Raw genomic sequence first — 23,095 nt, 5'->3', positions numbered from 1 at the left:
TGTTGGTGCTGGGGGCGGGTGGGTGCGCAGCCCGGCGGAGCGGGGTGCCGCTGCGCCCACCCGTGCCGCCCCTAGCGGCACGCATGCCCGCAGCTAGGGCGGTACGGCGGGCCCGCAGCTCAGCGGGGCGGGTGCCTGCGGCTCAGTGGGGCCAGTGCCCGCGGTTCAGGGGGGCCGGTGTGCGCGGCTCAGCGGCACGATTGCCCGCAGCTCAGCGGGGCGGGTGCCTGCGGCTCAGCGGGCCCGGTGTCCGCGGCTCAGCGGCACGATTGCCCGCAGCTAGGGCGGCACGGCGGGCCTGCAGTTCGGCGGGAGCGGGCGGCCCGCAGCCCGGCATGGAGCGGGTGGCCCGTGGTTCAGTCGGCTCGGTTTACTTCAGGGCGCTTGCCACCAAGCGGGCTGCACGCTTTACCCGGGGGCGGGCCAGGCGGCGGACTGTGGGGCGGATGAGGGTTGCTGTGGCTCCTGTGGGTTCCCAGCGGGCCTGGAGGCGGCCGGGGGCGTGGCCTTCGGGTTCCAGGGTGAGGTGGTGGTGGGGGACGTGGGCGGTGAAGGCCGGGAAGGTCAGGGGGGCCAGGAGGAGGCCGGTGTGGGAGACGCCTTGGTGTTGCAGGCGGAGCAGGGGGTGGCGGACCCCGGAGAAGCCGTAGAAGGGGAGCAGCGCCGCTCCGAGGTCGAGGTGGGCGTGGCCCTCGAAGACGCCCGGGCGGACGGGGGAGAGGCGGAAGTGGGCGTGCAGGCGGTGGCCGCCGGGGGCGATGAGGAGCGTGGCGCGCCGGGGGCCCACGGGCAGGCGCAGGGCCGGGTCGTACGTGCGGATCGCGAGGTCGACGGAGGCGCCCGGGCCTCGGGTGATCTCCGTGATCTCGTGGCGGAACTGCGCGCTCGGGAAGGGCCGGGTCTCCAGATCCAGGTCTGAGATGTCCAGTTCGCGGCGGGCCCATTCGGAGGAGGGGATCCGGTCGCCCCAGTACGTGCGGCCTTCCGTGTCCGTGGTGATCTGCCGTGGCCCCACGCCGTGGCCCAGGCCCCGGGCCGCCAGCCGGGCCTCCGGCAGGCGGCGGTCGCGGATCAGCTGGAGGACGACGCGTTCGGCGCGCGGGAGGCGGGCGAACGCGCCGGGGGCGAGCGTGTCGAGGTACGGGGTGACCAGGTCCGCGAAGGACGCCAGCCACGCCTCGTCCCGGTAGGGCAGGTCACCGGCGTACATCCGGAAGTCGTGCTTGAGGAACTTGTGGTCCTTGTCCTCGCGCAGCGACTCGTGCCCGCTCTCGGCCAGGAACCCGTCGATGAGGTGCTGGACGTGAATACGGTCGCGGACGTTCTCCAGCTTGTGCCGCTGGTTCGATATCGACGCGGCCTCGGAGGCGGCGTAGGGGGCCACGTACCAGCGGTAGACCGGCTCCGGGACGATCGTGAAGCCGTTCGCGAGGCAGTACGCCTGCGCCGAGAACAGCTGGTCCTCGTAGTGGATGCCCTCGGGGAAGCGCAGGCCGTGCCGGTCGAGGAAGGCGCGGGCGTACATCTTGCTCGTCGCCAGGTGCTCGAAGAGCAGGCGCGGGTCGGCCGCGACACCGTCGAGGGTGCGGCGCTCGGCGACCAGGTGCGGCATCCACGTCGAGCGGCGGCCGTTGTCCACCCGGACCCGCTGCACCGCCCCCATCGCGAAGTCGATCTCGCGTTCGCGGTGCGCGGCGAGCAGCAGTGCGACGGCGTCGTCGGGGAGTTCGTCGTCGCTGTCGAGGAACATCAGGTACGGCGCGCGGGCGATGTCCAGGGCGCGGTTGCGCGGGACGCCGCAGCCGCCGCTGTTCCGCTCCAGGCGGAGATGGCGGACGCGGGGGTCCTGGGCCGCGAGACGCCGTGCCACCTCCGCGCTTCCGTCCGTGGAGTGGTCGTCGCTGATGATGATCTCGATGTTCGCGTGGGTCTGCCGGCGGACCGAGTCGACCGCGCGTGTGAGGCGTTCGGCGTCGTTGTAGACGATGACCGTCACGGTGACGTCGGGGGTGCTCATGCGGTCGCCTCCTGCGGGGTCGGGGCCGGGGTGCGTTCCTCGAGCGGCAGCACCGGCGGCAGGGAGCGTTCGTCCTGGCCGAGGAAGACCCGGCGTACGACGCGCTCGGCGGCGCGTCCGTCGTCGTACTCGCAGAACCGGCGCCGGAAGGCGGCCCGGGTCTTCGCCGCGCTCTCGTCTCGCCAGGCGTCGGTGGTGAGGATCTCCGTCAGTTCCTGCTGGGTGCGGGCGACCGGGCCCGGGGCCTGGTCCATCAGGTCGAAGTAGACGCCGCGGGTGGTGCGGTACGTCTCCCAGTCGTCGGCGTGGATCACGATCGGCCGGTCGAGGTTGGCGTAGTCGAACATGATCGAGGAGTAGTCCGTGACCAGGGCGTCCGCCGCCAGGCACAGGTCCTCGACCGGGTCGTAGGAGGAGACGTCGATGATCCGGCCCGTACGGCGCAGGTTGGTGAGCGGGGAGGCGGCGCCGCCGTAGAAGTAGTGGCCGCGCACGAGCAGGACCGTTTCCTCGCCGAGGCGGTCGGCGAGGGCGGCGAGGTCCAGGCGGGGGGTCCAGCCGGCCTCGTAGTCGCGGTGGGTCGGCGCGTAGAGGACGGCCCGGCGGCCCGGGTCGATGCCGAGGCGGTCGCGGACGGCGCGGATGTCGTCGGAGGTGGCCGTGTAGTAGACGTCGTTGCGCGGATAGCCGTGGTCGAGGGAGACGTAGTGCGAGGGGTACGCGCGCTCCCACATACGGGTGGTGTGGCTGTTGGCGGAGACGCTGTAGTCCCACTTGTCGATGCGCTCCAGCAGCGCCTTGAAGTCCAGGCCCTGCGCGGCGGCCGGGTACGCCATCTGGTCCAGGCCCATGCGCTTCAGCGGGGTGCCGTGGTGGGTCTGGACATGGATCGCGTCCGGCCGTTTGACCACCGCGCCCGGGAAGTTGACGTTGTTGACGAGGTACTTGGCGGTCGCCAGCACCTCCCAGTAGCGGCGGCTGCCGGGCACGACATGGTCGGTGCCGGGCGGCAGGAGGGCCTCGTTCTCCTGGGTGACCACCCACACCGGGTGGATCTGCGGGGCGAGTTCGGAGAGCTCGGCGGCGATCGCGGCGGGGTTGCAGGCGACGCCGCGGTTCCAGTAGGCCGCGAACACCGCGAGGTGGGGGTTCACGGGGCGGGCGAGGGCCCGGCGGTACTGGTGGTCGCGGAGCTTGGCACCGGCCTGGCGCTTGCGGGTCCGTACGGCCGACTTGGCGGTGCGGCGGGTGCGGTTGACGGCCTGGAAGGCCCGGTACCTGGCGTAGGCGCCCTCTTCGAGCAGGGAGCGGCGGACGCCTTCGAGACCGGCGGGGCGGCTGTAGCCCTCGGGGCGGCGGCGCAGGGCGGCCAGGGACGCCCGGCGGAAGAACTCCCGCGCGACCTCCTCCTCCATGCCGCCGCACGCGAAGACGCGCAGGCAGTCGCGGACCATGACGTCGTAGAGCACGGCGTGGGCGGCGGGGCGGCCCCGGGTGAGGTCGAGGAGGGACTCGTAGCGATCGACGAGGCCGTAGCGCTGTTCGGGAGTGACCGGGGGCAGGCTCGCGGGGCGCAGGGTGCGGTCCTCGTAGGCGACATGCGGCAGACAGGCGACGCGGTCGGCGAGCAACAGGGCGGCCAGGGCGGCGTGCGGCTCGTCGTCGGTGGTGAGCTGCTGCTCGTGCGCCCGCCAGAAGTCCGCGCGCAGGACGCGGGTGCCGAGCAGCGGGGTGAGGCGCAACAGGGGCGCGCAGACGTCGAGGGCGACATCGGCGCGGCCCGCCCGGGCCAGCAGGGAGCCGTTCGGGGAGGGCATGCCGGAGGTGTGCCAGGTGCTGCGGACATGGTCGAGGAGCAGGACGTCCACCTCGGCGGGCAGTTCGGCCACCCGCTCGGCGACCGTGCGCGGGGCGCCGGCGGGCAGGCCGTCCTTGGCGTGGACGAAGTGCAGCCAGCGTCCCGAGGCACGTGCCGCGCCCGCCGCCCGGGCCGCCGCGTCGCCCATGCCGTCCGGCACCGGCAGCACCTGGACGTCCGGGGTGTGCCGCTCGGCCGTCTCCCGGGCCCAGTCGCCGACCGCGGCCACGATCACCTCGGCGTCGGGGAGGGGATGCGCGGCGAGCGAGTCGAGGAGTTCCGTCAGATGGTCCTGAACGTTCGCCCCGTGGACGATGAGGCTGAGCTCGGCCATCGCGAGGGCTCCTTCACGCCGGTACGCCGTATGCGGTCATCGTGTCATCAATAAGACAAAACGGCCGACCGGAGTACGCCTCACGAGCGAACAGGAACCTTCGGCTTGGGCTTCGCGGACTTGTCCCCGGTGAACGCCTCGTACTCCTTGAGGACGTCCTCCGTCGGCCCGTCCATGAGCAGTTCGCCGCGCTCCAGCCACAGCACCCGGTCACAGGTGTCGCGGATCGACTTGTTGTTGTGGCTGACCAGGAACACCGTGCCCGCGTGCTTGCGCAGCTCGCGGATGCGCTGCTCGGAGCGCTTCTGGAAGGAGCGGTCGCCGGTGGCCAGCGCCTCGTCGATCAGCAGGACGTCGTGGTCCTTGGCGGCGGCGATGGAGAACCGCAGCCGCGCGGCCATGCCGGAGGAGTAGGTCCGCATCGGCAGGGTGATGAAGTCGCCCTTCTCGTTGATGCCGGAGAAGTCGACGATCTCCTCGTAGCGCTCCCTGATCTGCTCGCGGGACATGCCCATGGCCAGGCCGCCGAGGTGCACGTTGCGCTCGCCGGTCAGGTCGTTCATCAGGGCCGCGTTGACGCCGAGCAGGGAGGGCTGGCCGTGGGTGTAGATACGGCCGTTCTCCACGGGGAGGAGTCCGGCGACGGCCTTCAGCAGGGTCGACTTGCCGGAGCCGTTGGTGCCGATCAGGCCGATCGCCTCGCCCTTGTAGGCGACGAAGGACACGTTCCGCACGGCGTGCACCCGGCGGACACCGGCCGCCTTCTCGGTCTTCTTGCGGCGCACGATGCGGTTGAGGGCGGCGGTCGCGGAGCCGCGTCCGGCGCCGGTGCCGTTGACGCGGTAGACGATGTCGACGCCGTCGGCGACGACGGTGGGGATCTTCTCGTTCGGGTGCTCAGCCACGGCCGTACGTCTCCTCAGCCTTCCAGAAGTAGATGAAGCCGCCGACGCCGGCGACCAGGGCCCAGCCGACGGCGAGCGCCCACACATGGGCCGGGAGCTGGCTCGCGTGGAAGCTGTCGATCAGGGCGAAGCGCATCAGGTCGATGTAGATCGCGGCCGGGTTGGTCTCCAGCAGGATCGTCACGGCGCGCGGCAGGCTGTCCTTGTCGGCCAGCTTGTCGATGCTCCACATGACACCCGAGACATACATCCAGGTGCGCAGTACGAACGGCATCAGCTGGGCGATGTCCGGGGTCTTGGCGCCCATCCGGGCCATGACCATGGAGACGCCCGCGTTGAACGTGAACTGCAGGAACAACGCCGGCAGTGCCAGCAGCCAGGAGACGCCGACCGGCACGCCGAAGCAGAGCAGGATGACGACCAGGGCGCCCATCGAGAACAGCAGCTGCTGGAGCTGCTGGAGGCAGAACGACAGGGGTAGGGCGGCGCGGGGGAAGTGCAGGGCGCGCACCAGGCCGAGGTTGCCGGAGATGGCGCGGGTGCCCGCCATGATCGAGCTCTGCGTGAACGTCCAGATGAACACGCCCGTGACCAGGAACGGGATGTAGTCCGGCACGCCGTGCTTGGTGCCGAGCAGGACGCCGAAGATGAAGTAGTAGACCGCCGCGTTCAGCAGCGGGGTCATCACCTGCCAGACCTGGCCCAGCTTCGCCTGGCTGTACTGGGCGGTGAGCTTGGCGGTGGCGAACGCGGTGATGAAGTGGCGGCGGGCCCAGAGCTGTCGGACGTACGCGGGCAGGGAGGGCCGGGCGCCGCTGACCGCGAGGCCGTGGCGGGCGGCGAGGGTCGCGAGGTCGTCGGCGGGGGCCGGGGCCGGGGTCGGTGGCTGGGGCGGTGTGTCGAGGACCTGGCTCACATCCGCTGCTTTCGTTCGGGGGGAGGTCGAGGGAGGGGGTGGGAGGGGGTGGGACCCGGGGTCGTGTCGAGCGGGAAAGTGGGGTTTTTACCAGACTCTTCACGAATTCTTACGTCGGGACGGGACCGTATCGTCGCAACGTGAGCGTAGGCCTTTCGAGCGTCGGAACGCAACCGTTTCGTCGTGACGCCCCTATGCTGTCGGCATGACGACGAACGCGAACGCCGACGAGCCGCCGCAGCCGCGTCCGGAGCCACGTCCGCGCCGCCGGGCCCCCGCGGGGGCGGCCGTGCTGCGGGAGGACGTGACGGACGCGATCCGGGCGGCCGTGTTCGAGGAGCTCGCGGCCGTCGGCTACGCGCGGATGTCCATCGAGGGCATCGCGCGCCGGGCGGGGGTCGGGAAGACGGCGGTGTACCGCCGCTGGCGCTCGAAGCTGCACCTCGTGCTCGACATCGTCTCGGCGCTCGCCGTGCAGGGCCTGCCCGCGCCGGACACCGGCTCCCTGGAGGGCGACCTGCGGCTGCTGTACGAGGTGACGTCCCGCGCCCTGCGCCACCCCGTCGCCTCGCAGATCATCCCCGACCTCCAGGCCGAGGCGGCCCGCAACGCCGAGATCGCCGAGGCCCTCCAGAAGGCCCTGCGCGAGGGCCAGGACGGCGTCGCCACCGGCATCGTCACGGCGGCGGAACGCCGCGGCGAACTCCGCGAGGGCCTCGACCGCGACCTGGCCCTCGACCTGATCTCGGGCCCCCTGTACTGGCGCTCGGTGGTCATCCGCAGCCCGAAGCTCCCACAGGGGTACCTGGGCTCACTGGCCCGGGCCACGGCGGGGGCGCTGCGGGCGCTGTAGGGCTGGGGCCGGGTCCGGGTCGTCGCGCTGCCGGGGATCTGCCGGGGGTGTGGGCGGGGGCGCCGCATGCCGGGCTTGATCGGCGCCGGTGTCGGCCGACGGCCCGGTGGCGCTGATGGGTGGGGGTGCGCTCGGGCGCTCGGGCTCCGGGGTGTGGGGGTGGATGCCCCGGGGGCTTGTGAACCCCGTGCGGTGAGGGCAGTCGCCCAAGCCGCGCTGACCGCGCCCGGGCGGCTCGGTCCCCTGAGCGTGGGACGGAGGCCCGGGGCCTCGGGAACGCCGTGTGATGAGTGCGGTCGCCCCGGCCGCGCTGATGGGCGGGGGCGGGCCCGGGCGCTTGAGTCCGGGATGTGGGGGCGGAGGCCCAGGGGCTTGGGAACGTCGTGTGGTGAGTGCGGTCGCTCCGGCCGCGCTGATGGGCGGGGGTGTCCTCGGGCGCTATCGGGCCCCGGGGTGTGGGGCGGACACCCCCGGGGGGCTTGTGAACCCCGTGGCGGTGAGTGCGGTCGCTCCGGCCACGTTGATGGGCGGGTGCGCGGCCGGGCGCTCGGCCCCTGGGCGTGGCGCCGACGCCCCGGGGGCCTCGGGAACGCTGTGCGGTGAGTGCGGTCGCCCCCGCCGCGCTGATGGGTGGGGGCGTGCCCAGACGCTCGGGCTCTGGGGGCGGACGCCCCCAGGGGGCTTGGGAACCCCCTTCGGCGAGTGCGCGGTCGAACCGGCCGCGGCGACGAGCCGGACGCCGGTTCAGCGCCGCCTCGCCTCCGGGTGCTGCCGTACCCAGCCCTCCCACGCCGACGCGATCATGTCCTGGACATCGTGCCGGGCCTTCCAACCCAGTTCCGTGGCGGAGCGGTCGGCCGAGGCGACGACGCGGGGCGGGTCGCCGGGGCGGCGGGGGCAGATCGTGGGCGGGCGGTCGTAGCCGGTGATCGTGTTGATGCGGTCGATCATCTCGCGGACGGAGACGCCCTCGCCCCGGCCGATGTTGAGCGTGAGGTCGCGGCCGGGGGAGGAGCGCAGGGCCCGGGCCGCCGCGACATGGGCCTCGGCCAGGTCGACGACGTGGATGTAGTCGCGTACGCAGGTGCCGTCCGGGGTCGCGTAGTCGTCGCCGAAGACGCGCGGCGGGGCGCCCTCCGTGAGCTTCTCGAAGACCATGGGCACGAGGTTGTAGACCCCGGTGTCCGCGAGCTCCGGGCTCGCCGCGCCCGCCACGTTGAAGTAGCGCAGGCACGCGGTCGACAGGCCGCTCGCCCGGCCCGTCGCGCGGACCAGCCACTCACCGGCCAGCTTCGTCTCGCCGTAGGGCGACATCGGCACGCAGGGCGTCTCCTCCGTGACCAGGTCCACGTCCGGCATGCCGTACACCGCCGCCGAGGAGGAGAACACGAAGGACGGCACCTTCGCCGCCGTCACCGCGTCCAGCAGGATCCGCAGGCCCTCGACGTTCTCCCGGTAGTAGCGCAGCGGCTGCTCGACCGACTCTCCCACCTGCTTCTTCGCCGCGAGATGGACGACGCCGGTGACCGAGTGGTCCGCGAGGACGCGCGCGAGCCGCTCGCCGTCCAGCGTCGAGCCCACCACCAGCGGCACCCCCTCGGGCACCCGCCCGGCGATACCGGTGGACAGGTCGTCGTAGACCACGGCCCCTTCTCCCGCCGCGGTCATCGCCCGTACGACGTGCGCGCCGATGTAGCCGGCGCCGCCGGTGATCAACCAGGTCATGTGCGACCGTCCCCTCGTCAGCTGTCCCGTCGTCCACCCAGTGAAGCAGGCGCATCCTCGTGCTCGCGGCGCGCAGCGCCGCGGTATCGCTGCCCGTACCCGGCCGCTCCGCGGCCGGGTGTCGTCTCCCGCGGAGCGGGACGGTGTGCGGTGACGGGTTCACCCGGTCGGGTGATCAAGCGGGAACGTGCGGTGGGTGGTCGTACGTGTGTGTACGTTGAGTGATCGTGAAGCTGACCATGCAGGTGAGACTGCTGCCGACGCCCCAGCAGGCGGCGGCACTTGAGGCGACTCTGCGCGCCTGCAACGAGGCAGCCACCTGGGCCAGCGGTGTGGCGTTCGAGAAGGACGTAAAGCGGAACTTCGCGCTGCGTGAGCACACCTACGGCGAGATCAAGACGCGGTGGGGGCTGGGGGCGCAGGCCGCCCAGCACGTGATCAAGAAGACGTGTGATGCGTACGCCACGCTGAAGGCGAACCTGACGGCGGGGAATCTGGGCAGGCCCGGCTCGAAGCGGTACCAAAAGGCCACCGAGAAGCCGATCGTCTTCCGGCCGGAAGGGGCGCAGCCGTATGACGACCGGATGTTGTCCTGGCAGATCGCCGAGCGGCGGGTCTCGGTCTGGACCGTGGCCGGGCGCATCAAGGACGTGGCCTTCACTGCCTCTGCGGAGCAGCTGGCCACGCTGGCCCTGTACCGCAAGGGCGAGTCGGACTTGCTGTGCCGGGACGGCACGTGGTTCCTCCTGGCGACCTGCGAGGTCCCCGAGCCCGAGCCGAACACCGATCCGCACGACTTCCTCGGCGTCGACCTGGGCATCGTCAACATCGCCACCACCTCCGACGGCGAGATCATGGCCGGACGCGAGATCAACCGCGCCCGCACCAGGGAACGGACCCTGCGCGCCAAACTCCAGAAGAAGGACACACCCTCCGCCAAGCGCCGCCTGAACAAACGCAGGCGCAAGGAAGCGCGGCGGGCGAAGGACATCAACCACAAGATCGCGAAACATGTGGTGGCCGAGGCAGAACGCACCGGTCGCGGGATCGCCCTTGAAGATCTGACGGGCATCCGTGAGCGGGTACGGCTTCGAAAGCCCCAACGGGCCACCCACTCCAGCTGGGCCTTTGCCCAGCTGGGGCAGTTCATCGCGTACAAGGCCCGCAAGGCCGGTGTGCCGGTGGTGTACGTCGACCCGGCGTACACCTCCCGCACCTGCGCCGAATGCGGGCACATCGACAAGGCGAACCGGGTCTCCCAGGCTTGCTTCGCGTGCCGGAACTGCGGATTCGTTGATCACGCAGACCGCAATGGCTCCCGCAACATCCGCGCTCGTGCGTGGCAGTTGTGGCGACGCGGGGTCCCGTCAACGGCCCCCGCCCCACCACCGCGCCAGCGGGGCGGGGCCGGACGCGAACGCAGCATCACCGCCAGTGGTGCCCGTTGCGCAAGCCCGGCGCTTTAGCGCCGGGCAGTTGACTGAAGCAGGCGGCGCAGTCTCGCGCGTACGACGGACAGCACACCACGCACGCCGGGCGCCACCCGCAGCGCCAGCGCGCCGGAGTAGGTGGCGTACGGCTGCACGAGCACCACACCGTGCCGGGCGCTCGGCACGGCACTGCGGCGCAGCAGACCGGCGCCCGCGAGCGCGTGCGCCGTGACCTCGCGGCGCACACCGTCACGGAAGCGGACCCGAAGGCGCAGGTCCCAGGTGCCCGTACCGAGCGCGGCCAGCGCGGGCAGATCGAGGTCCGCCTCCGCCGACCAGCCGCCGGCGGCTTCCGCGAACCGGGTCGTGGCGCGGACGCTGACGTCCCCGTCGTCCCGGTGCCGCCACTCCGCCTCCACCGCCTCCGGTCCCGCCCGCGCCACCCGGCCGTACAGCTCGTGCAGGCGCAGCCGCAGCCGGGCACCCCGCGCCCGCGGCCGCAGCTCCGCGTCCACGGCGAGGGGCAGCGCACGCACCGGCCGGGTCAGCAGGGGCTCCAGGGAGACCTGCGGGAGGTCCTCCGACCAGACGGGCGTGCCGTCCGCGCCCCGGGCGTACGGCGGACACAGCCGGGCCGGACGCGCCGCCAGCTCCCGCAGCCGGGGCAGGTCGCGCGGCTCCGGGGAGGCCAAGACGACCCGCCCGGCCAGCCGGCCCGGAGCGGCCGGGTTGCGCGCCCAGTCGTCGGCGTCGTACTCCGCGAGATGCGCCCGCGTCAGCTCCCACCACGCGCGCCGGTAGGCGGCGTCGCGCAACCCCAGCTCGCGCACGTACATCCGCAGCTCGTGGTCGAGGAACTTGGCGCGTGCGGCCCGCGCGAGTTCCTTCTGCCCGGCGCCCAGCAGGATCTCGTACGCCTGCCGGCACGCCTCCGTCCGGGCCCGCCAGTTGTCGACGCCGGCCCGGTCCAGGGAGATCGACAGCCGCTCGGCGGACCGGCGTACGTGCCAGACGTACACCCGGTCGGGGATCAGGGCGATGCGCGGCGCCGCGGCCAGTACGCGCGCGGAGAAGACGACGTCCTCGTACGGGAAGCGGCCCTCGGGGAAGCGGATGCGGTGCTCGCGCAGGAAGTCGGTGCGGTAGAGCTTGTTGACGCAGAGCGTGTCGTGGACCAGGTGCGGGCGCTGCGCGGGGCGCGGGACCGCTGCGTGGAGCGCGTAGAGGCGCGCCTGCCAGGGCACTTCACGCCCCGACGGCAGCTCCCGGCGTACGCACAGACCGCCCGCGACCTCCGCGTGCGCTCCCGTCGCGGCCCCGAGCAGCGCGTCGACCGCGCCGGGCGGCAGGACGTCGTCGCTGTCCAGGAACATCACGTACGGCGATGTCACCGCGTCGAGCCCGGTGTTGCGCGGAGTGCCGCAGCCGCCGCTGTTGACCCGGCGGCGGATCACCCTGAGGCGTGGCTCCGACGCGGCGAGCCGTTCGAGGAGCTCGGCGCTGCCGTCCGCCGAGCAGTCGTCGACGGCCACGACCTCGCGCACGGCCGGGCCCTGCGCGAGCGCCGAGCGCACGGCGTCCGTCACATGGGCGGCGTCGTCGTAGCCGATGACCACGACGGCGACCTGGGGGCGAGGCCTGTCGGCCTCCACAGCGGCATTCATTACAAGGGATCGTAAGTCGGATGAATGCCGTGAAAGCGATAAAACGCCCTATGCGGCCACGGCTGTGACTACGACTGCCCGTCTCCCGGCACCCCGCCCGGCACCTCCGGCAGCGCCGCCGCGTCCAGCGCCGACGTGAGCTCGTCGAGGCGGGCCCGCAGGGCGCGGACCTCGGTGGTGTCGAAGCCGGTCGCGCCGGCGATCCGGCGCGGCACCTGGAGCGCCCGCGTCCGCAGCGCCGTGCCCTCCTCGGTCAGCCGCACCTCCACCGACCGCTCGTCGCGCGCGCTGCGCTCCCGGCGTACGAGACCGGCCGCCTCCAGCCGCTTGAGCAGCGGCGACAGGGTGCCGGAGTCGAGGCGCAGGTGCTCCCCGAGCTTCTTCACGGGCAGCTCGCCCTGCTCCCAGAGCACCAGCATCACCAGGTACTGCGGGTAGGTGAGCCCGAGGTCCTTGAGGATCACGCGGTACACGCCGTTGAAGGCGCGGGAGGCCGCGTGCAGGGAGAAGCAGATCTGCTGGTCCAGGCGGAGCCAGTCGTCGTCCGGCGTGTTCATGGCTCCAGGGTAGCTCGCACCCACCATTCAATTGCGCACAACTTAATTGTGTGCTCTAATCATGGCTGTCGGGCGGACCGGAAGCGGGCCCGCCGGCACCTGACGTGAGAGGGAAGGATTTCCATGGACGCGCTCTACACCGCTGTCGCCACCGCCACCCACGGCCGCGAGGGCCGTGCCGTCAGCTCCGACGGCACGCTGGACCTCGCGCTGGGCATGCCTCAGGCGCTGGGCGGCAACGGCCAGGGCACCAACCCGGAGCAGCTCTTCGCCGCCGGTTACGCCGCCTGCTTCGGCAGCGCCCTCGGCCTCGTCGGCCGTTCGGCCAAGGTCGACGTCAGCGACGCCGCCGTGACCGCCGAGGTCTCCATAGGCAAGCAGGGCGAGGGCTTCGGTCTCGCCGTCACGCTCCGCGTGGAACTGCCCGACAGCGTGGACGAGGCGACCGGCCGCAAGCTGGTCGAGCAGGCCCACCAGGTCTGCCCGTACTCCAACGCCACCCGCGGCAACATCGAGGTCGACCTCGTCATCGAGTAATCACCGGCACGTCACCCCCCGACCCGCGCCAGCACCTCCCCCGTCTCCTCGCTCCACGCCACCACCACGGCCTCCTCGGGCAGTGGGTGCCGGCGTGTGAGCAGCAGCCAGCGCACGTGTTGGCGGCGGACGACGGCGGCACGCCCGGCGCGGGTCGAACCGGGGGCCAGATAGGCCCGCACGTCGGCCGCCCGGCGCTCCCGCTCCCGCTCGTCCAGGGCCGGGTCGGGCCGCACGGGCGCGACGAGGTTCGGCCCGTACCCGGCGAGGGAGAGGCCGGCCCGGTACCCGTCGGTGATCACCACCTCGCCCGGCCCGATGTGCCGTGCCGCCCAGTCGTACGCCGGCCGGCGCACGGGCTGTGCGAACCCCACCGGGTCGACCGAGCGCGGCACGACCGCCCCGGCGTGCACGGTGACGAACCCGGCGCACACCCCGGCCGCCGCCGCCCCGCCCAGCACCTTCCGGGCCCGCCGCCAGGGCCGGGGAGCCGCCAGCTCCACCGCCAACGCGCACTGCGGCGGCAGCAGTACGGCCCACAGGGCCATGGCGTACGCGTGGTGCCCGCTCACCCAGCCGTACGCCACCAGCGGGCACTCCAGCAGGAACAGCAGCACCAGTGGGTCCCTCACCGACCTCCGGGCCCGCACCCACAGCGCGGGCAGGCCGAGCAGCGCCAGCCAGGAGTCGGCGAGCATCTCCTCGTACAGCCGCCGGTGCGGGTCGTCCATGCCGGGGTCGCCCACCGGCGCCAGGACGTCGTAGTACGGCCACGCCACCGCGACCGCCCCGCAGACGGCCCCGGCGAGCGCCCAGCGCGCCACGACCGGCCGGCGCCACCCGCGCTGCCGGGACGCCACGACCGCCACCGCGCCGATGAGCGCCGAGACGCCTGTGACGGAATGGGTGAGCAGGATCAGCCCGTACAGGCCGCCGAGCCCCGCGTACCCCGGCCGGCCGCCGAGTCCGCTCGGACCGACGAACCGCACGGGGGCGTCCGCACGCGCCCGCGTCGCCGTCCAGGCCCATGCCCAGAGCGTCAGCCCGATCGCGAGCGCGGACGGATAGCCCAGGTTCGTCGTCATCGGCATCAGCCCGAGCCGGCCGCTCCACAGGATCCGCGCCGTGCCCCACAGCAGCGTCATGAACAGCAGGGCCGGTACCGGCGCCCAGGGACGCGGGGTGAGGGTCCGGACGAAACGGCCGAGCCCCGTCAGCAGCACCAGCAGATGCACCGGCCCCGCGAGCTTCAGGACTCCCCAGCCGGACAGCCCCGTCAGCCGGGCCAAGGCGCCCTGCGCGACGGCGTACGGGCCGTAGTGCGGACTGCCCTCGCCCGGCAGGTCGGCCATGGGGTGGGCCGGATGGAGCAGATCGGCCCGGAGCCGCTCCACCACCGCCGCGTGCAGTCCGGCGTCGCAGCACAGCGGGACCCGCCAGTACGCCAGCGTCATCACCAGCCAGAACAGGGTGCCGAAGAGCTGGTACGGGGTGAGGTGCCCCACGCGGCCGCCGCGCAGCGCCGTCGCGCCGCGCACGGTCCGCCGGAGGAGGACCGAGGCGCTCACAGAAGTGGGGGCGGGCATGCGCCGAATGTTCCCGCCCCACGCATGCTCTGACCCCGGGTCACCTCATCGGGTCAGTCGCAGAGCGCCCTCTCCGCCGTCGCGGGCCAGCGCGCGAACCGGAACCCCGTCCGCTCGACGGACCCCGTCAGGTTCCGCCAGAACCGCTCGGCGGTGAGCGGCGCCCGCACCGACTCCTTCAGTTCGGCCAGTTCGCCGCAGTCCAGCGCGGCCCGGGCCGCCACGACCGTCTCCAGGGAGGACCCGGCCCGCAGCAGATCGCGCTCCGGCGGGTGCTGCACCGCCCACTCCGCGAAGACCCAGTGGTTGCGCAGGAACTTCTCGTGCCCGGGCCAGCTCCACCGCTCCAGCGCGAGATGCGCGCCGACGGGACTGGCCAGCCCCCAGGCGTCGTTGACGTAGGCGTCGAGCGGCGCCGCGGCTCCCGTGACGCCGAGATGACGGCCCACGATCACCACGTGGTACCGGGAGTCCGGCCGCATCGGCGTGGCGTGCAGCCGCCGCCCGGCGTCGAAGTACAGCAGCGTCGGCCCCGGCGCGCCCACGGCCCGTGCCAGCATGCCGCGCCCCTCCGGCAGGGCGGGCCAGTTGGCCACCCAGGTGGCGGTGCGCACCGGGTTGTGGTCGCCGAGGGCCTCCACGTCGGAGCTGCGCACATTGAAGGAACCGGGCGTGTCGCGCACGTCGAACGGCGTCCGAAGCGGGCTGACCGCAGCGCACAGCCACACCAGCAGCAGCGCGCTCGCGAGGCCGGTGAATCGGTTCGCCGGGACGACCAGCACCGGCAGGAGCAGCAGCAGAAGGGCGGGCAGGATCATGCGCGCGTGCATGTAGTCACCGCCGACGCGGATCACGTACGCGGACAGCAGCAGGCCCGCGGCCAGCGGAGCCAGCACCACCGCGAGCGAGGTCCGCCCGGGGGCGCGGTACCGCCGTTCCCGGCGCGTGCGGCGCACCAGCAGCACGGCCAGCGTGCCGAGCACGGGGACCACGGGCCACAGCCAGTACGGCCCGAGCGTCTCCTGTACGTATCCGGCGCCCCGGCTCCAGTCGCTGGCGCTCGCCTCCTTGGCGATGGCGGGCAGCGGCACCAGGATCCCGTAGTACCCCGCCCGGAAGACCTCGTAGGCCAGCGGCAGCGCTCCCGCCGAGGCCAGCATCGCGGCGGTGCCCCGCCGGGAGGGGCGCAGCACCCACCACTGCGCCGCCAGGAAACACGCCGTGACCACCGCGAGATCGGGCCGGACCAGCGGACCCAGCCCGAACACGAAGGCGGCCGCGTACACCGGCCGGGGCCGCTGGCCACGCCGGGTGCGCGTCAGCAGCCACCACGACAGGCCGGTCCAGAAGGCGCCCAGGCCGCTCTCCAGACCCGAGGTCATGTACGACCAGAACGGCGGCACGGCCGGCAGCACGCACACACCCGCCGGGAGCAGCAGCCTCGCGCCCCGGTGCAGCCGGCACGTGGCGTACAGGGCGAGCCCGAACCCGGCGGCGCTCAGCAGCAGCCCGAGCCCCACCGCGAGGAACGCGGGGTCCTCGCCGGTGACCCAGGCGGCGAGCGCGAGCAGCCACTGCCACAGGGTGCCGGTCGAACTCTCCGCCCGCTCTCCGACGTTGAACACGGGCCCGTTGCCCGCCAGGATCTGCCGGACCGGACGCAGATAGATCAGCCCGTCGTCGCAGATCCAGCGCCGCCGGTAGCCCAGCACGAACAGGGCCGCGGTGGGCACGGCGACCAGGGCCGCGTGCCACCAGTGCACCGGCCGCGGCCGCTGGGCGGCGGCCGGCGGCCGGGCCGAGGCGGCCCGCTGGCCGGGCAGGGACGGGACGGCCTCGGGGGTGGCGGGTGTTCTCATCGCTCGACCAGCGCCTCGGGCCTCGCTGCGGCACCCGCGGTCCGGCGGGCCGCGGGCAGCGGCGCACCGCCCCCTTCGCCCAGCATCAGCAGACGTACGACCCGCTCGGCGGCCCGCCCGTCCTCGAACTCGCAGTACCGCTCCCGGAAGCCCGCCCGCAGCCGCTCCGCCTCCCTGTCCTGCCAGGTGCCGGACGCGAACAGCCAGGCCAGCTCCCGGTAGGAGCGCGACACATGGCCCGGCGCGTCGGCGGTGATGTCGAAGTAGGCACCCCGGCTGGCCGCGAACGCGCCCCAGTCGTCGGCGTGGACCACGATCGGCCGGTCGAGGAGGGCGTAGTCGAACATCAGGGCCGAGTAGTCGGTGACCAGCGCGTCGGAGGCGAGCAGCACGTCCTCGACGTGCGGCTCGTCGGTCGCGTCCACGAGGACGCCCCGCCGGTGCAGCTCGGCCAGCCCCAGGCCGCGCGCCACGCCCCCGGCCAGCGAGGGGTGCAGCCGGACGACGAGGGTGTGGCCGGGGCCGAGATCCTCGGCGAACCGGGCCGGGTCGAACCGGTCGACATGGCCGCCCTTGCGGTAGTCGCGCCGGGTCGGCGCGTACAGCACGACGGTGTGACCGGCGGGGATGCCGAGCCGCTCGCGCACCTCCCGGCCCCGCTCGGGGTCCGCGCCGACCAGGACGTCGTTGCGCGGACTGCCGGTCCGCAGCGAGGCGAAGTGGCACGGGTAGGCCCGCTCCCAGGCCCGCTCCGCGTGCAGGCCCGCGACCAGGCTGTAGTCCCAGCGGTCGGCCCGGCGCAGCATCTGCGGCACATCGAAGCCGTGCCGGGCGCCCGGCTTGGTCAGCAGGTCGGCGCCCATGTACTTGAGCGGGGTGCCCTGGTGGGTGTGGATGTGGACGCTGCCGGGCCGCTTGGCCAGGGTGCCGGGCCAGTTGACGTTGTTCACCCAGTACGTGGCCCGTGCCATGACCTCGTGGTAGCGCCGCGAGCCCGGTGTCACATGGTCGATGCCGGGCGGCAGCGTGTCCACCGCGTCCTCCCGGACCACCCACACGCCCCGGATGTGCGGGGCGATCTCGCGGGCCTTGGAGTGGATCGCGGCCGGGTCGCCGGACACGCCCCGGTGGTGGGTCGCCGAGTAGACGGCGAGCTGCGGATCGAGGGGGCGCTTCGACTGAGCCGCGTACCAGGTGCGCAGAGCGGTCCCCGACGCCTTCCGCACCACCCGCCGCTTTCTGCCCAGGGCACTCGCGCGCAGGTCCCGCAGACGCCGCACCGCCGCGTACGACGCGTAGGGCGCCGACGCCAGCAGCCGCATCTCGACCCCGCGCCAGCCGTCCGGCTCCGGGAAGCCGCCCTCGGGGAGGTGACGGCGGTGGAAGGAGCGGATCTCGCGGTAGAAGTCGCCCCGGTCCGCGGGCCGCACCCGGTCCTCGCGGGCCAGCACGAACAGCATGTGGTCCAGTGCCCGCTCCAGCAGGAGCGGGCGCGCCCAGTCGAGGTCGGGGCGCTGCTCCAGGAACGCGAACAGGCCCTCGTACTGCGGGAAGATCTCGAAGTGCCGGCGCCCCGGCGTCCTGGTGATCGCGCCCTGCCTGCGCTGCCGGTACTCGACTCCGATCCGGCCCAGACAGGCGATACGGTCCGCCAGCACCATCGACCGGTAGGTGACCGGCGCGTCCTCGTACAGCCCCGCCGCGTACTCCAGGCCGTGCTCCTCGAGGAACGCGCGCCGGTAGGCCTTGTTCCAGGCGACCAGGAACAGCTTCAGGTACCGCGGGCTCTCCCGGATGCCGAACGTCTCCGTGCCCGCAGCGGCCAGCAGGTCCGCCGCCTCACTGCGCCCGCCCCGGCCCCACCAGTGGGTGCGCACATGGTCGAAGACCAGGATGTCCGGGTCGCCGGTCGTCTCGAGACGCGCGGCGACGGCGGCCAGCAGCCCTGGCGTGTAGCGGTCGTCGCTGTCGAGGAACAGGACGTAGTCGCCGGCCGCCCGCTCCCGCCCGGCGTTGCGGGCCCGGCCGAGGCCCACGTTCTCGGGCAGGTGCAGCACCCGCACCCGGGCGTCGCGGGCGGCGTACTCGTCGAGGATCGCGCCGCTGCCGTCGGGGGAGCGGTCGTCCACGGCGATGACCTCGAAGTCGCCGTACGACTGGGAGAGCACCGAGTCGAGACACTCGCGCAGGAAGCCCTGCACCTTGTAGACGGGGACGATGATGCTGAAGCGGGGCACTTCTTCGGTCAGCTCCTTACGAGGGTGGCGGCGGGGGCCGGGACGCGCTCCGCGAGCGGGATCACGGGCGGGATCGACTCGGGCGGCTCCCCCAGCAGCACCCGGCGTACGACGCGCTCGGCGGCCCGCCCGTCGTCGAACTGGCAGAAGCGCTCCCGGAACGCGGCACGCAGGGCCGTCGCCGACTCGTCCGTGTAACCGCCGTCGGTGAAGGCCGCCGCCAGCTCCTCGGGCGTACGGGCGACGCGGCCGGGCGGGCACTCCATCAGGTCGAAGTAGACGCCCCGGGTCTCCCGGTAGACGTCCCAGTCGTCGGCGTACACGACGATCGGGCGGTCCAGGTTGGCGTAGTCGAACATGATCGACGAGTAGTCGGTGATCAGCGCGTCGGCGGCCAGGCACACGTCCTCGGAGGACCGGTGCCCGGTGACGTCGATGATCCGGTCGCCGCCCCGGCCGGGCCCCCGGTCGTAGAAGTAGTGGGCGCGCAGCAGCACCACGTACTCGTCGCCGATCGCCTCGCAGAACTCGGCCAGGTCCAGGCCGGACGCGAAGCCGGTGGCCCAGTCGCGGTGCGTGGGGGCGTAGAGGATCGCCTTCTTGCCCTCGGGGACCCCGAGTTCCTTGCGGACACGGGCGACGTCCTCGGCGGACGCCGTGTAGTAGACGTCGTTGCGCGGATAGCCGTACTCGAGAATCTCGTGCGCTCCGGGGAACGCCTTCTCCCACATCTCGGTGGAGTGCCGGTTGGAGGTGAGGTTGTAGTCCCAGCGGTCCATCCGGGCCAGCAGCCTGGCGAAGCTCCCCGTCGCCGCGGCCACCACGGGATACGTCGCCTGGTCGGCGCCCATCGTCTTCAGCGGGGTCCCGTGCTGGGTCTGCAGATGCGTGCTGCCGGGGCGTTTGACCACGGCGTCCGCGAAGTTGGCGTTGTTGACCAGGTACCGGGCGCGGGCCAGCGCCTCCCAGTACTTCCGGCTGCCGATCACCGCGTACTCCACGTCCTTCGGCAGGGCGTCCACCGCGTCCGCCTCCACCAGGAACACCGAGCGCAGCTGCGGGGCGAGTACGCGGGCCTTGGCGTGGATCGCGGCCGGGTTGCAGGCGTAGCCGCGGCCCCAGTACGCGCAGTACACGGCGAGGTTCCGATCGAGGGGCAGGCGCAGGTTCGCCGCGTAGCGCAGGCGGGTGCGCAGCCCCCGGGGGCGCGGGAGCAGCGCGGCGGCCCGCAGCGCCCTCCGGTTGGCGGCGCGCAGGATGCGGAACGCCGGGTACGAACCGGCCGCCAGCAGCCGGTGCTGGACGCCGAGGCTGCCGCCGGGCGCCCGGTAGCCGGCCGGGCGGTGCCGCCGGTAGAGCGCGCCCGCCCGGCGGAAGAAGGCGCGGCGCCCGGACGGCAGCCGCCGGGGGTGGGCGGCCGTCTTCAGTACGGCGGCGAAGAGCTGGGTGAACAACGGCTCCAGCCGGTCCGCCGGCAGCCCCCGCTCTTCGGCCCGGGTCAGCACCAGCTCGGCCTGGTCGAGCAACTCGGCATGGTGCTCGCCCGGAAGGTTCAGCCGGTTGCCCTGCCGGCGCAGCAGATGCCGGACGACGACCGTGCGCAGGGCCGCCACCCGCTCCGCCCGCAGGGCGACCAGACCGCCGAACCCGATGTCGGTGAAGTGGCCCTCGGGGAAGGCGATGTCCCGCTCGGTGAGGAAGGTCCGGCGGTAGACCGCGCTCCATGCCGGGAGCGTCACGCCCGTCAGCTCCGGGGCCCGGTCGGGGGAGAAGACCCCGTCCGGTGTCCTGGCCAGCAGGGGCGCGGCCGGGTTGGCCGGCTCGCCCTCCCACCAGGGGGCACGCTCGTGCTCGACGTACAGCACGTCGACGTCGCCCACCGCGCTCAGCCGGGCGTCCAGCGCCGCCAGTGCCCCCGGGACCAGGACGTCGTCGCCGTCGAGGAACAGCACATGGCCGCCGACGGCCGCCCGCAGCCCGGTGTTGCGCGCCCCGGCCAGACCGGCCGACGGCGGGGAGTGCACCGGCGTCACCCGGGAGTCCCGCTCGGCGTACCCGGCGACGATGTCGGCCGCCGGCGCGTCGGGTGCGTCGCACACCGGGATCAGCTCGTAGTCGCCGAACGACTGGGCGAGGACCGAGTCCAGCGCCAGGGACAGCCGGCCCGCGACCCCATGGGACGGGACGACGATGCTGAAGCGGGGCATTCTGCTCTTTCTGCCGAGGGTCTACGGGGATCTTCGAGGGGCTTCGAGGCTCTTCAGAGGTGGTCGGTGACGTTCGGGGGACCGGCCGGCCGCGGCACCGTGGCGAGCGGCTCGCGCGCCAGCGAGGCCGCCGCCGACGGCACCGGACGGCGCTCGTCGAGCGGGACGACCGGCGGCAGCTCCGACTCGCCGAGAACGACACGGCGGACGACCCGCTCGGCGGCCCGTCCGTCGTCGTAGGTGCAGAAGCGCTCGCGGAACGCCGCGCGCAGCTGGGTCGAGCGGGAGCCCCGCCAGTGGCCGGTGGCGAAGATGTCGATCAGCTCGTCCTCGCCGCGCGCGAGGGCGCCCGGCGGGGCGGCGCGCAGGTCGAAGTAGGTGCCTCGGGCCGCCTCGTACGCCTCCCAGTCGTCGGCGTGGATCACGATCGGCCGGTCCAGGTTGGCATAGTCGAACATCAGCGACGAGTAGTCCGTGACCAGGGCGTCCGAGGCCAGGCAGAGCGACTCCACGCTCGGGTGGTCGCTGACGTCGACGACCCGGCCGCGGGTGGTGGCCAGCGGGGCGCCGTAGGCGTGGTGCGCGCGGGCCAGGACGACGAAGCGCGGGCCGAGGCGCCGCACGATCCGCTGGAGGTCGAGGGTGCGGTGCTGGGAGCGGCGGTAGTCGCGGTGGGTCGGCGCGTAGAGGATCGCCACCGTGCCCTCCGGGATGCCCAGCGAGGCGCGCAGCCGGGCCACGTCCGCCGGGGTCGCCGTCCGGAACACGTCGTTGCGCGGGTAGCCGTACTCCAGCGTGGTGTAGCGGCCGGGGTGGACGCGCTCCTGGGTCAGGGTGGTGTGGCGGTTGGCGGACAGCACGTAGTCCCACTGGTCGACGCCCTTGAGCAGCCGGGCGAAGTCCCTGCCGCGCGCCGCCGCCGGGCGTTCCTGGAGGTCCAGGCCGATGTGCCCCAGCGGGGTGCCCTGCCCGGTCTGGATCAGGACCTGGCCCCGGCGCTTGACCAGGCGGTCGTCGAAGTCGGTGTTGCTGACCAGGTACCGGGAACGGGCGAGCGCGGTCCAGTAGGCGGCCGTGCCGGGGACGAGACAGCGCGGGCCGGGCGGACTGGCGTGGTGGTGCTCGGGACGGGCGATCCATGCCGTGCGGATGTGCGGCGCGAGGCCGCGGATCGTGGATTCCAGCGCGCCCGGGTTGCAGCCGTGGCCGCGGCCGTCGTAGGCGGCGAAGACGGCACGGTCGGAGCGCACGGGGAGGCAGCGCTGGACGCCGTAGTGGACCCGGAGCGCGGCGGTTCGCAGACCGTGCAGGAGCTTGCCGGTGGTCCGGGCGGTGGCGCGGTGCAGGGCCGACGCCAGTTGCAGCGTGCGGTAGGTGCGGTGCAGGCCGAAGCGGATCAGGGTGTGGTGCACCCGGGCGCGCAGGGGGACGGGCGGGCCCGGGGTGCGGTAGCGGCGGTAGTGGGCGCGGGCCCGGCGCAGGAAGTGCGCCCGTGAGCCGCGCGGCAGCCGGTCCGGCCGGGAGTACACGATCGCCAAGTGGTTGATCATGCGGCGGAACAGCGCCGGCCGCCACCGGTTCAGTTCGGGGCGCTCGTCGAGATACGCGAACACCCGGTCGTACTGGTCGAAGACGTCGAAGTGCCGCTCGCTGGTGGTGCGCAGGATGCTGCCCATCCGCCGCTGCCGGTAGTGCACGCAGACGCGGTCGAGGGTCGCGATCGACTCGGCCGTCATCAGCACCGGGTACGTCCAGGGCGTGTCCTCGTAGTAGCCGGGCGGGAAGGCGAACCCCTTCTCCTCGACGAACTCCCGCCGGTAGGCCTTGTTCCAGGAGACCATCAGCAGCTTCAGCAGACCCGGCCGGTCCTCCAGGCGAAAGGGGGCCGGGCTCTCCTCGGAGAGCTGCAGGGCGGCCTGGTTGCGGACCGCCTCGCCCGTCCAGTACGTGCGCGCGTAGTCGAAGACCAGGACGTCCGGCTCGCCGGTCTCCTTCAGCCGGTCGGCGATGGAGCGCAGCGCGTCCGGCGTGAGGGTGTCGTCGCTGTCGAGGAACAGCAGGTAGTCGCCGCCGGCGTGCGCCACGCCGGCGTTGCGGGCGGGACCCAGGCCGACGTTCTCGGGCAGATGGACGGGCTGTACACGCGCGTCACGGGCGGCGAACTCGTCGATGATCGCGCCGCACCTGTCCGGCGAGCAGTCGTCGACGACGATCAGTTCCAGATCGGGACAGGACTGGGAGAGCACCGACTCCAGGCACTCGTGCAGGTACGCCTGAACCTGGTACGCGGGGACAATGACACTGAACCTGGGCAAGAGGCATCCATCGGTCGGCGCGGGCGTTCGGCCCGGGAACGGCCGGGAGGGCCACTTGGTTACGGCGGCTACGTCATCCGGGGGAATGTGGAAGG

The 23,095-nt window shown here is 73.1% G+C and carries 15 protein-coding genes; 3 read left to right on the top strand and 12 right to left on the bottom strand.

The features are described from left to right. Positions 1 to 370 precede the first annotated feature (370 nt). The 4 genes from ACFT4A_RS28980 to ACFT4A_RS28965 all read right to left on the bottom strand — a co-directional run bounded on the left by ACFT4A_RS28980 (position 371) and on the right by ACFT4A_RS28965 (position 6,030). Positions 371 to 2,017 (bottom strand): glycosyltransferase family 2 protein, encoded by a 1,647-nt coding sequence (locus tag ACFT4A_RS28980; protein WP_382835542.1) that lies wholly within the window; start codon positions 2,015 to 2,017, stop codon positions 371 to 373. Beyond that, on the bottom strand, positions 2,014 to 4,209 hold the full coding sequence (locus ACFT4A_RS28975) for a CDP-glycerol glycerophosphotransferase family protein (protein WP_382835539.1): 2,196 nt from the start codon (positions 4,207 to 4,209) through the stop codon (positions 2,014 to 2,016). The genes ACFT4A_RS28980 and ACFT4A_RS28975 overlap by 4 nt, the downstream gene beginning before the upstream one ends. 80 nt (positions 4,210 to 4,289) lie before the next feature. Further along, positions 4,290 to 5,114 carry an ABC transporter ATP-binding protein gene (locus ACFT4A_RS28970; protein WP_382835536.1) on the bottom strand — a complete coding sequence of 275 codons (825 nt, stop codon included), beginning with the start codon at positions 5,112 to 5,114 and terminating at the stop codon, positions 4,290 to 4,292. Then, a complete protein-coding gene (locus tag ACFT4A_RS28965; protein ID WP_215121040.1) occupies positions 5,107 to 6,030 on the bottom strand; it encodes an ABC transporter permease in 924 nt (307 codons plus the stop codon). Before ACFT4A_RS28965 ends, ACFT4A_RS28970 begins: the two co-directional genes overlap by 8 nt. Before the next feature lie 205 nt (positions 6,031 to 6,235). Here ACFT4A_RS28965 and ACFT4A_RS28960 point away from each other — a divergent pair, with 205 nt between their 5' ends. Beyond that, on the top strand, positions 6,236 to 6,883 hold the full coding sequence (locus ACFT4A_RS28960; RefSeq protein ID WP_382835533.1) for a TetR/AcrR family transcriptional regulator: 648 nt from the start codon (positions 6,236 to 6,238) through the stop codon (positions 6,881 to 6,883). Positions 6,884 to 7,627: 744 nt separating this feature from the next. Here ACFT4A_RS28960 and galE read toward each other — a convergent pair. Then, the gene (gene galE, locus ACFT4A_RS28955; RefSeq protein WP_382835530.1) at positions 7,628 to 8,608 is read right to left on the bottom strand and encodes a UDP-glucose 4-epimerase GalE; all 981 of its coding nucleotides are present in this window, start codon (positions 8,606 to 8,608) and stop codon (positions 7,628 to 7,630) included. 227 nt (positions 8,609 to 8,835) lie between these two features. Here galE and ACFT4A_RS28950 point away from each other — a divergent pair, with 227 nt between their 5' ends. Further along, a complete protein-coding gene (locus ACFT4A_RS28950) occupies positions 8,836 to 10,074 on the top strand; it encodes an RNA-guided endonuclease InsQ/TnpB family protein (RefSeq protein ID WP_382835527.1) in 1,239 nt (412 codons plus the stop codon). On the opposite strand, the gene ACFT4A_RS28945 is transcribed toward ACFT4A_RS28950, so the two are convergent. Both ACFT4A_RS28945 and ACFT4A_RS28940 read right to left on the bottom strand, forming a co-directional pair. Further along, a complete protein-coding gene (locus ACFT4A_RS28945) occupies positions 10,071 to 11,702 on the bottom strand; it encodes a glycosyltransferase (protein WP_382835524.1) in 1,632 nt (543 codons plus the stop codon). The genes ACFT4A_RS28950 and ACFT4A_RS28945 overlap by 4 nt on opposite strands. Before the next feature lie 68 nt (positions 11,703 to 11,770). Then, entirely contained in the window at positions 11,771 to 12,286 is a 516-nt protein-coding gene (locus ACFT4A_RS28940) for a MarR family winged helix-turn-helix transcriptional regulator (protein ID WP_382835521.1), read from the bottom strand. 96 nt (positions 12,287 to 12,382) lie between these two features. Here ACFT4A_RS28940 and ACFT4A_RS28935 point away from each other — a divergent pair, with 96 nt between their 5' ends. Beyond that, entirely contained in the window at positions 12,383 to 12,796 is a 414-nt protein-coding gene (locus tag ACFT4A_RS28935; RefSeq protein ID WP_382835519.1) for an organic hydroperoxide resistance protein, read from the top strand. A gap of 11 nt (positions 12,797 to 12,807) precedes the next feature. Here the strand turns inward: ACFT4A_RS28935 and ACFT4A_RS28930 are convergent, their stop codons facing one another. From ACFT4A_RS28930 to ACFT4A_RS28910, 5 genes are all read right to left on the bottom strand, one after another. Continuing rightward, the gene (locus ACFT4A_RS28930) at positions 12,808 to 14,364 is read right to left on the bottom strand and encodes a hypothetical protein (RefSeq protein ID WP_382835598.1); all 1,557 of its coding nucleotides are present in this window, start codon (positions 14,362 to 14,364) and stop codon (positions 12,808 to 12,810) included. Between the two features lie 71 nt (positions 14,365 to 14,435). Further along, complete coding sequence (locus ACFT4A_RS28925; RefSeq protein ID WP_382835517.1) at positions 14,436 to 16,241, bottom strand: hypothetical protein; 1,806 nt, start codon at positions 16,239 to 16,241, stop codon at positions 14,436 to 14,438. Next, the gene (locus ACFT4A_RS28920) at positions 16,238 to 18,478 is read right to left on the bottom strand and encodes a CDP-glycerol glycerophosphotransferase family protein (protein WP_382835514.1); all 2,241 of its coding nucleotides are present in this window, start codon (positions 18,476 to 18,478) and stop codon (positions 16,238 to 16,240) included. The genes ACFT4A_RS28925 and ACFT4A_RS28920 overlap by 4 nt, the downstream gene beginning before the upstream one ends. An 8-nt stretch (positions 18,479 to 18,486) precedes the next feature. Beyond that, on the bottom strand, positions 18,487 to 20,685 hold the full coding sequence (locus tag ACFT4A_RS28915) for a CDP-glycerol glycerophosphotransferase family protein (RefSeq protein WP_382835511.1): 2,199 nt from the start codon (positions 20,683 to 20,685) through the stop codon (positions 18,487 to 18,489). Positions 20,686 to 20,738: 53 nt separating this feature from the next. Next, positions 20,739 to 23,000, bottom strand: coding sequence for a CDP-glycerol glycerophosphotransferase family protein (locus tag ACFT4A_RS28910; protein ID WP_382835508.1), 2,262 nt, complete (start codon positions 22,998 to 23,000; stop codon positions 20,739 to 20,741). Positions 23,001 to 23,095 lie beyond the last annotated feature (95 nt).

The organism is Streptomyces sp. NPDC057099, assembly GCF_042671245.1.
In the GTDB taxonomy this organism is placed as follows: Bacteria; Actinomycetota; Actinomycetes; order Streptomycetales; family Streptomycetaceae; genus Streptomyces; species Streptomyces purpurascens.
This window is presented reverse-complemented; position numbering and strand designations above follow the sequence as displayed.

Excerpts from the sequence above, each read along its gene's own strand:
- ACFT4A_RS28940 (WP_382835521.1), bottom strand. The coding sequence starts at position 12,286 with ATGGTGGGTGCGAGCTACCCTGGAGCCATGAACACGCCGGACGACGAC.
- ACFT4A_RS28945 (WP_382835524.1), bottom strand. The coding sequence starts at position 11,702 with ATGAATGCCGCTGTGGAGGCCGACAGGCCTCGCCCCCAGGTCGCCGTC.
- ACFT4A_RS28915 (WP_382835511.1), bottom strand. The coding sequence starts at position 20,685 with ATGCCCCGCTTCAGCATCGTCGTCCCGTCCCATGGGGTCGCGGGCCGG.
- ACFT4A_RS28975 (WP_382835539.1), bottom strand. The coding sequence starts at position 4,209 with ATGGCCGAGCTCAGCCTCATCGTCCACGGGGCGAACGTTCAGGACCAT.
- ACFT4A_RS28935 (WP_382835519.1), top strand. The coding sequence starts at position 12,383 with ATGGACGCGCTCTACACCGCTGTCGCCACCGCCACCCACGGCCGCGAG.
- ACFT4A_RS28980 (WP_382835542.1), bottom strand. The coding sequence starts at position 2,017 with ATGAGCACCCCCGACGTCACCGTGACGGTCATCGTCTACAACGACGCC.
- ACFT4A_RS28925 (WP_382835517.1), bottom strand. The coding sequence starts at position 16,241 with ATGAGAACACCCGCCACCCCCGAGGCCGTCCCGTCCCTGCCCGGCCAG.
- galE (WP_382835530.1), bottom strand. The coding sequence starts at position 8,608 with ATGACCTGGTTGATCACCGGCGGCGCCGGCTACATCGGCGCGCACGTC.
- ACFT4A_RS28960 (WP_382835533.1), top strand. The coding sequence starts at position 6,236 with ATGACGACGAACGCGAACGCCGACGAGCCGCCGCAGCCGCGTCCGGAG.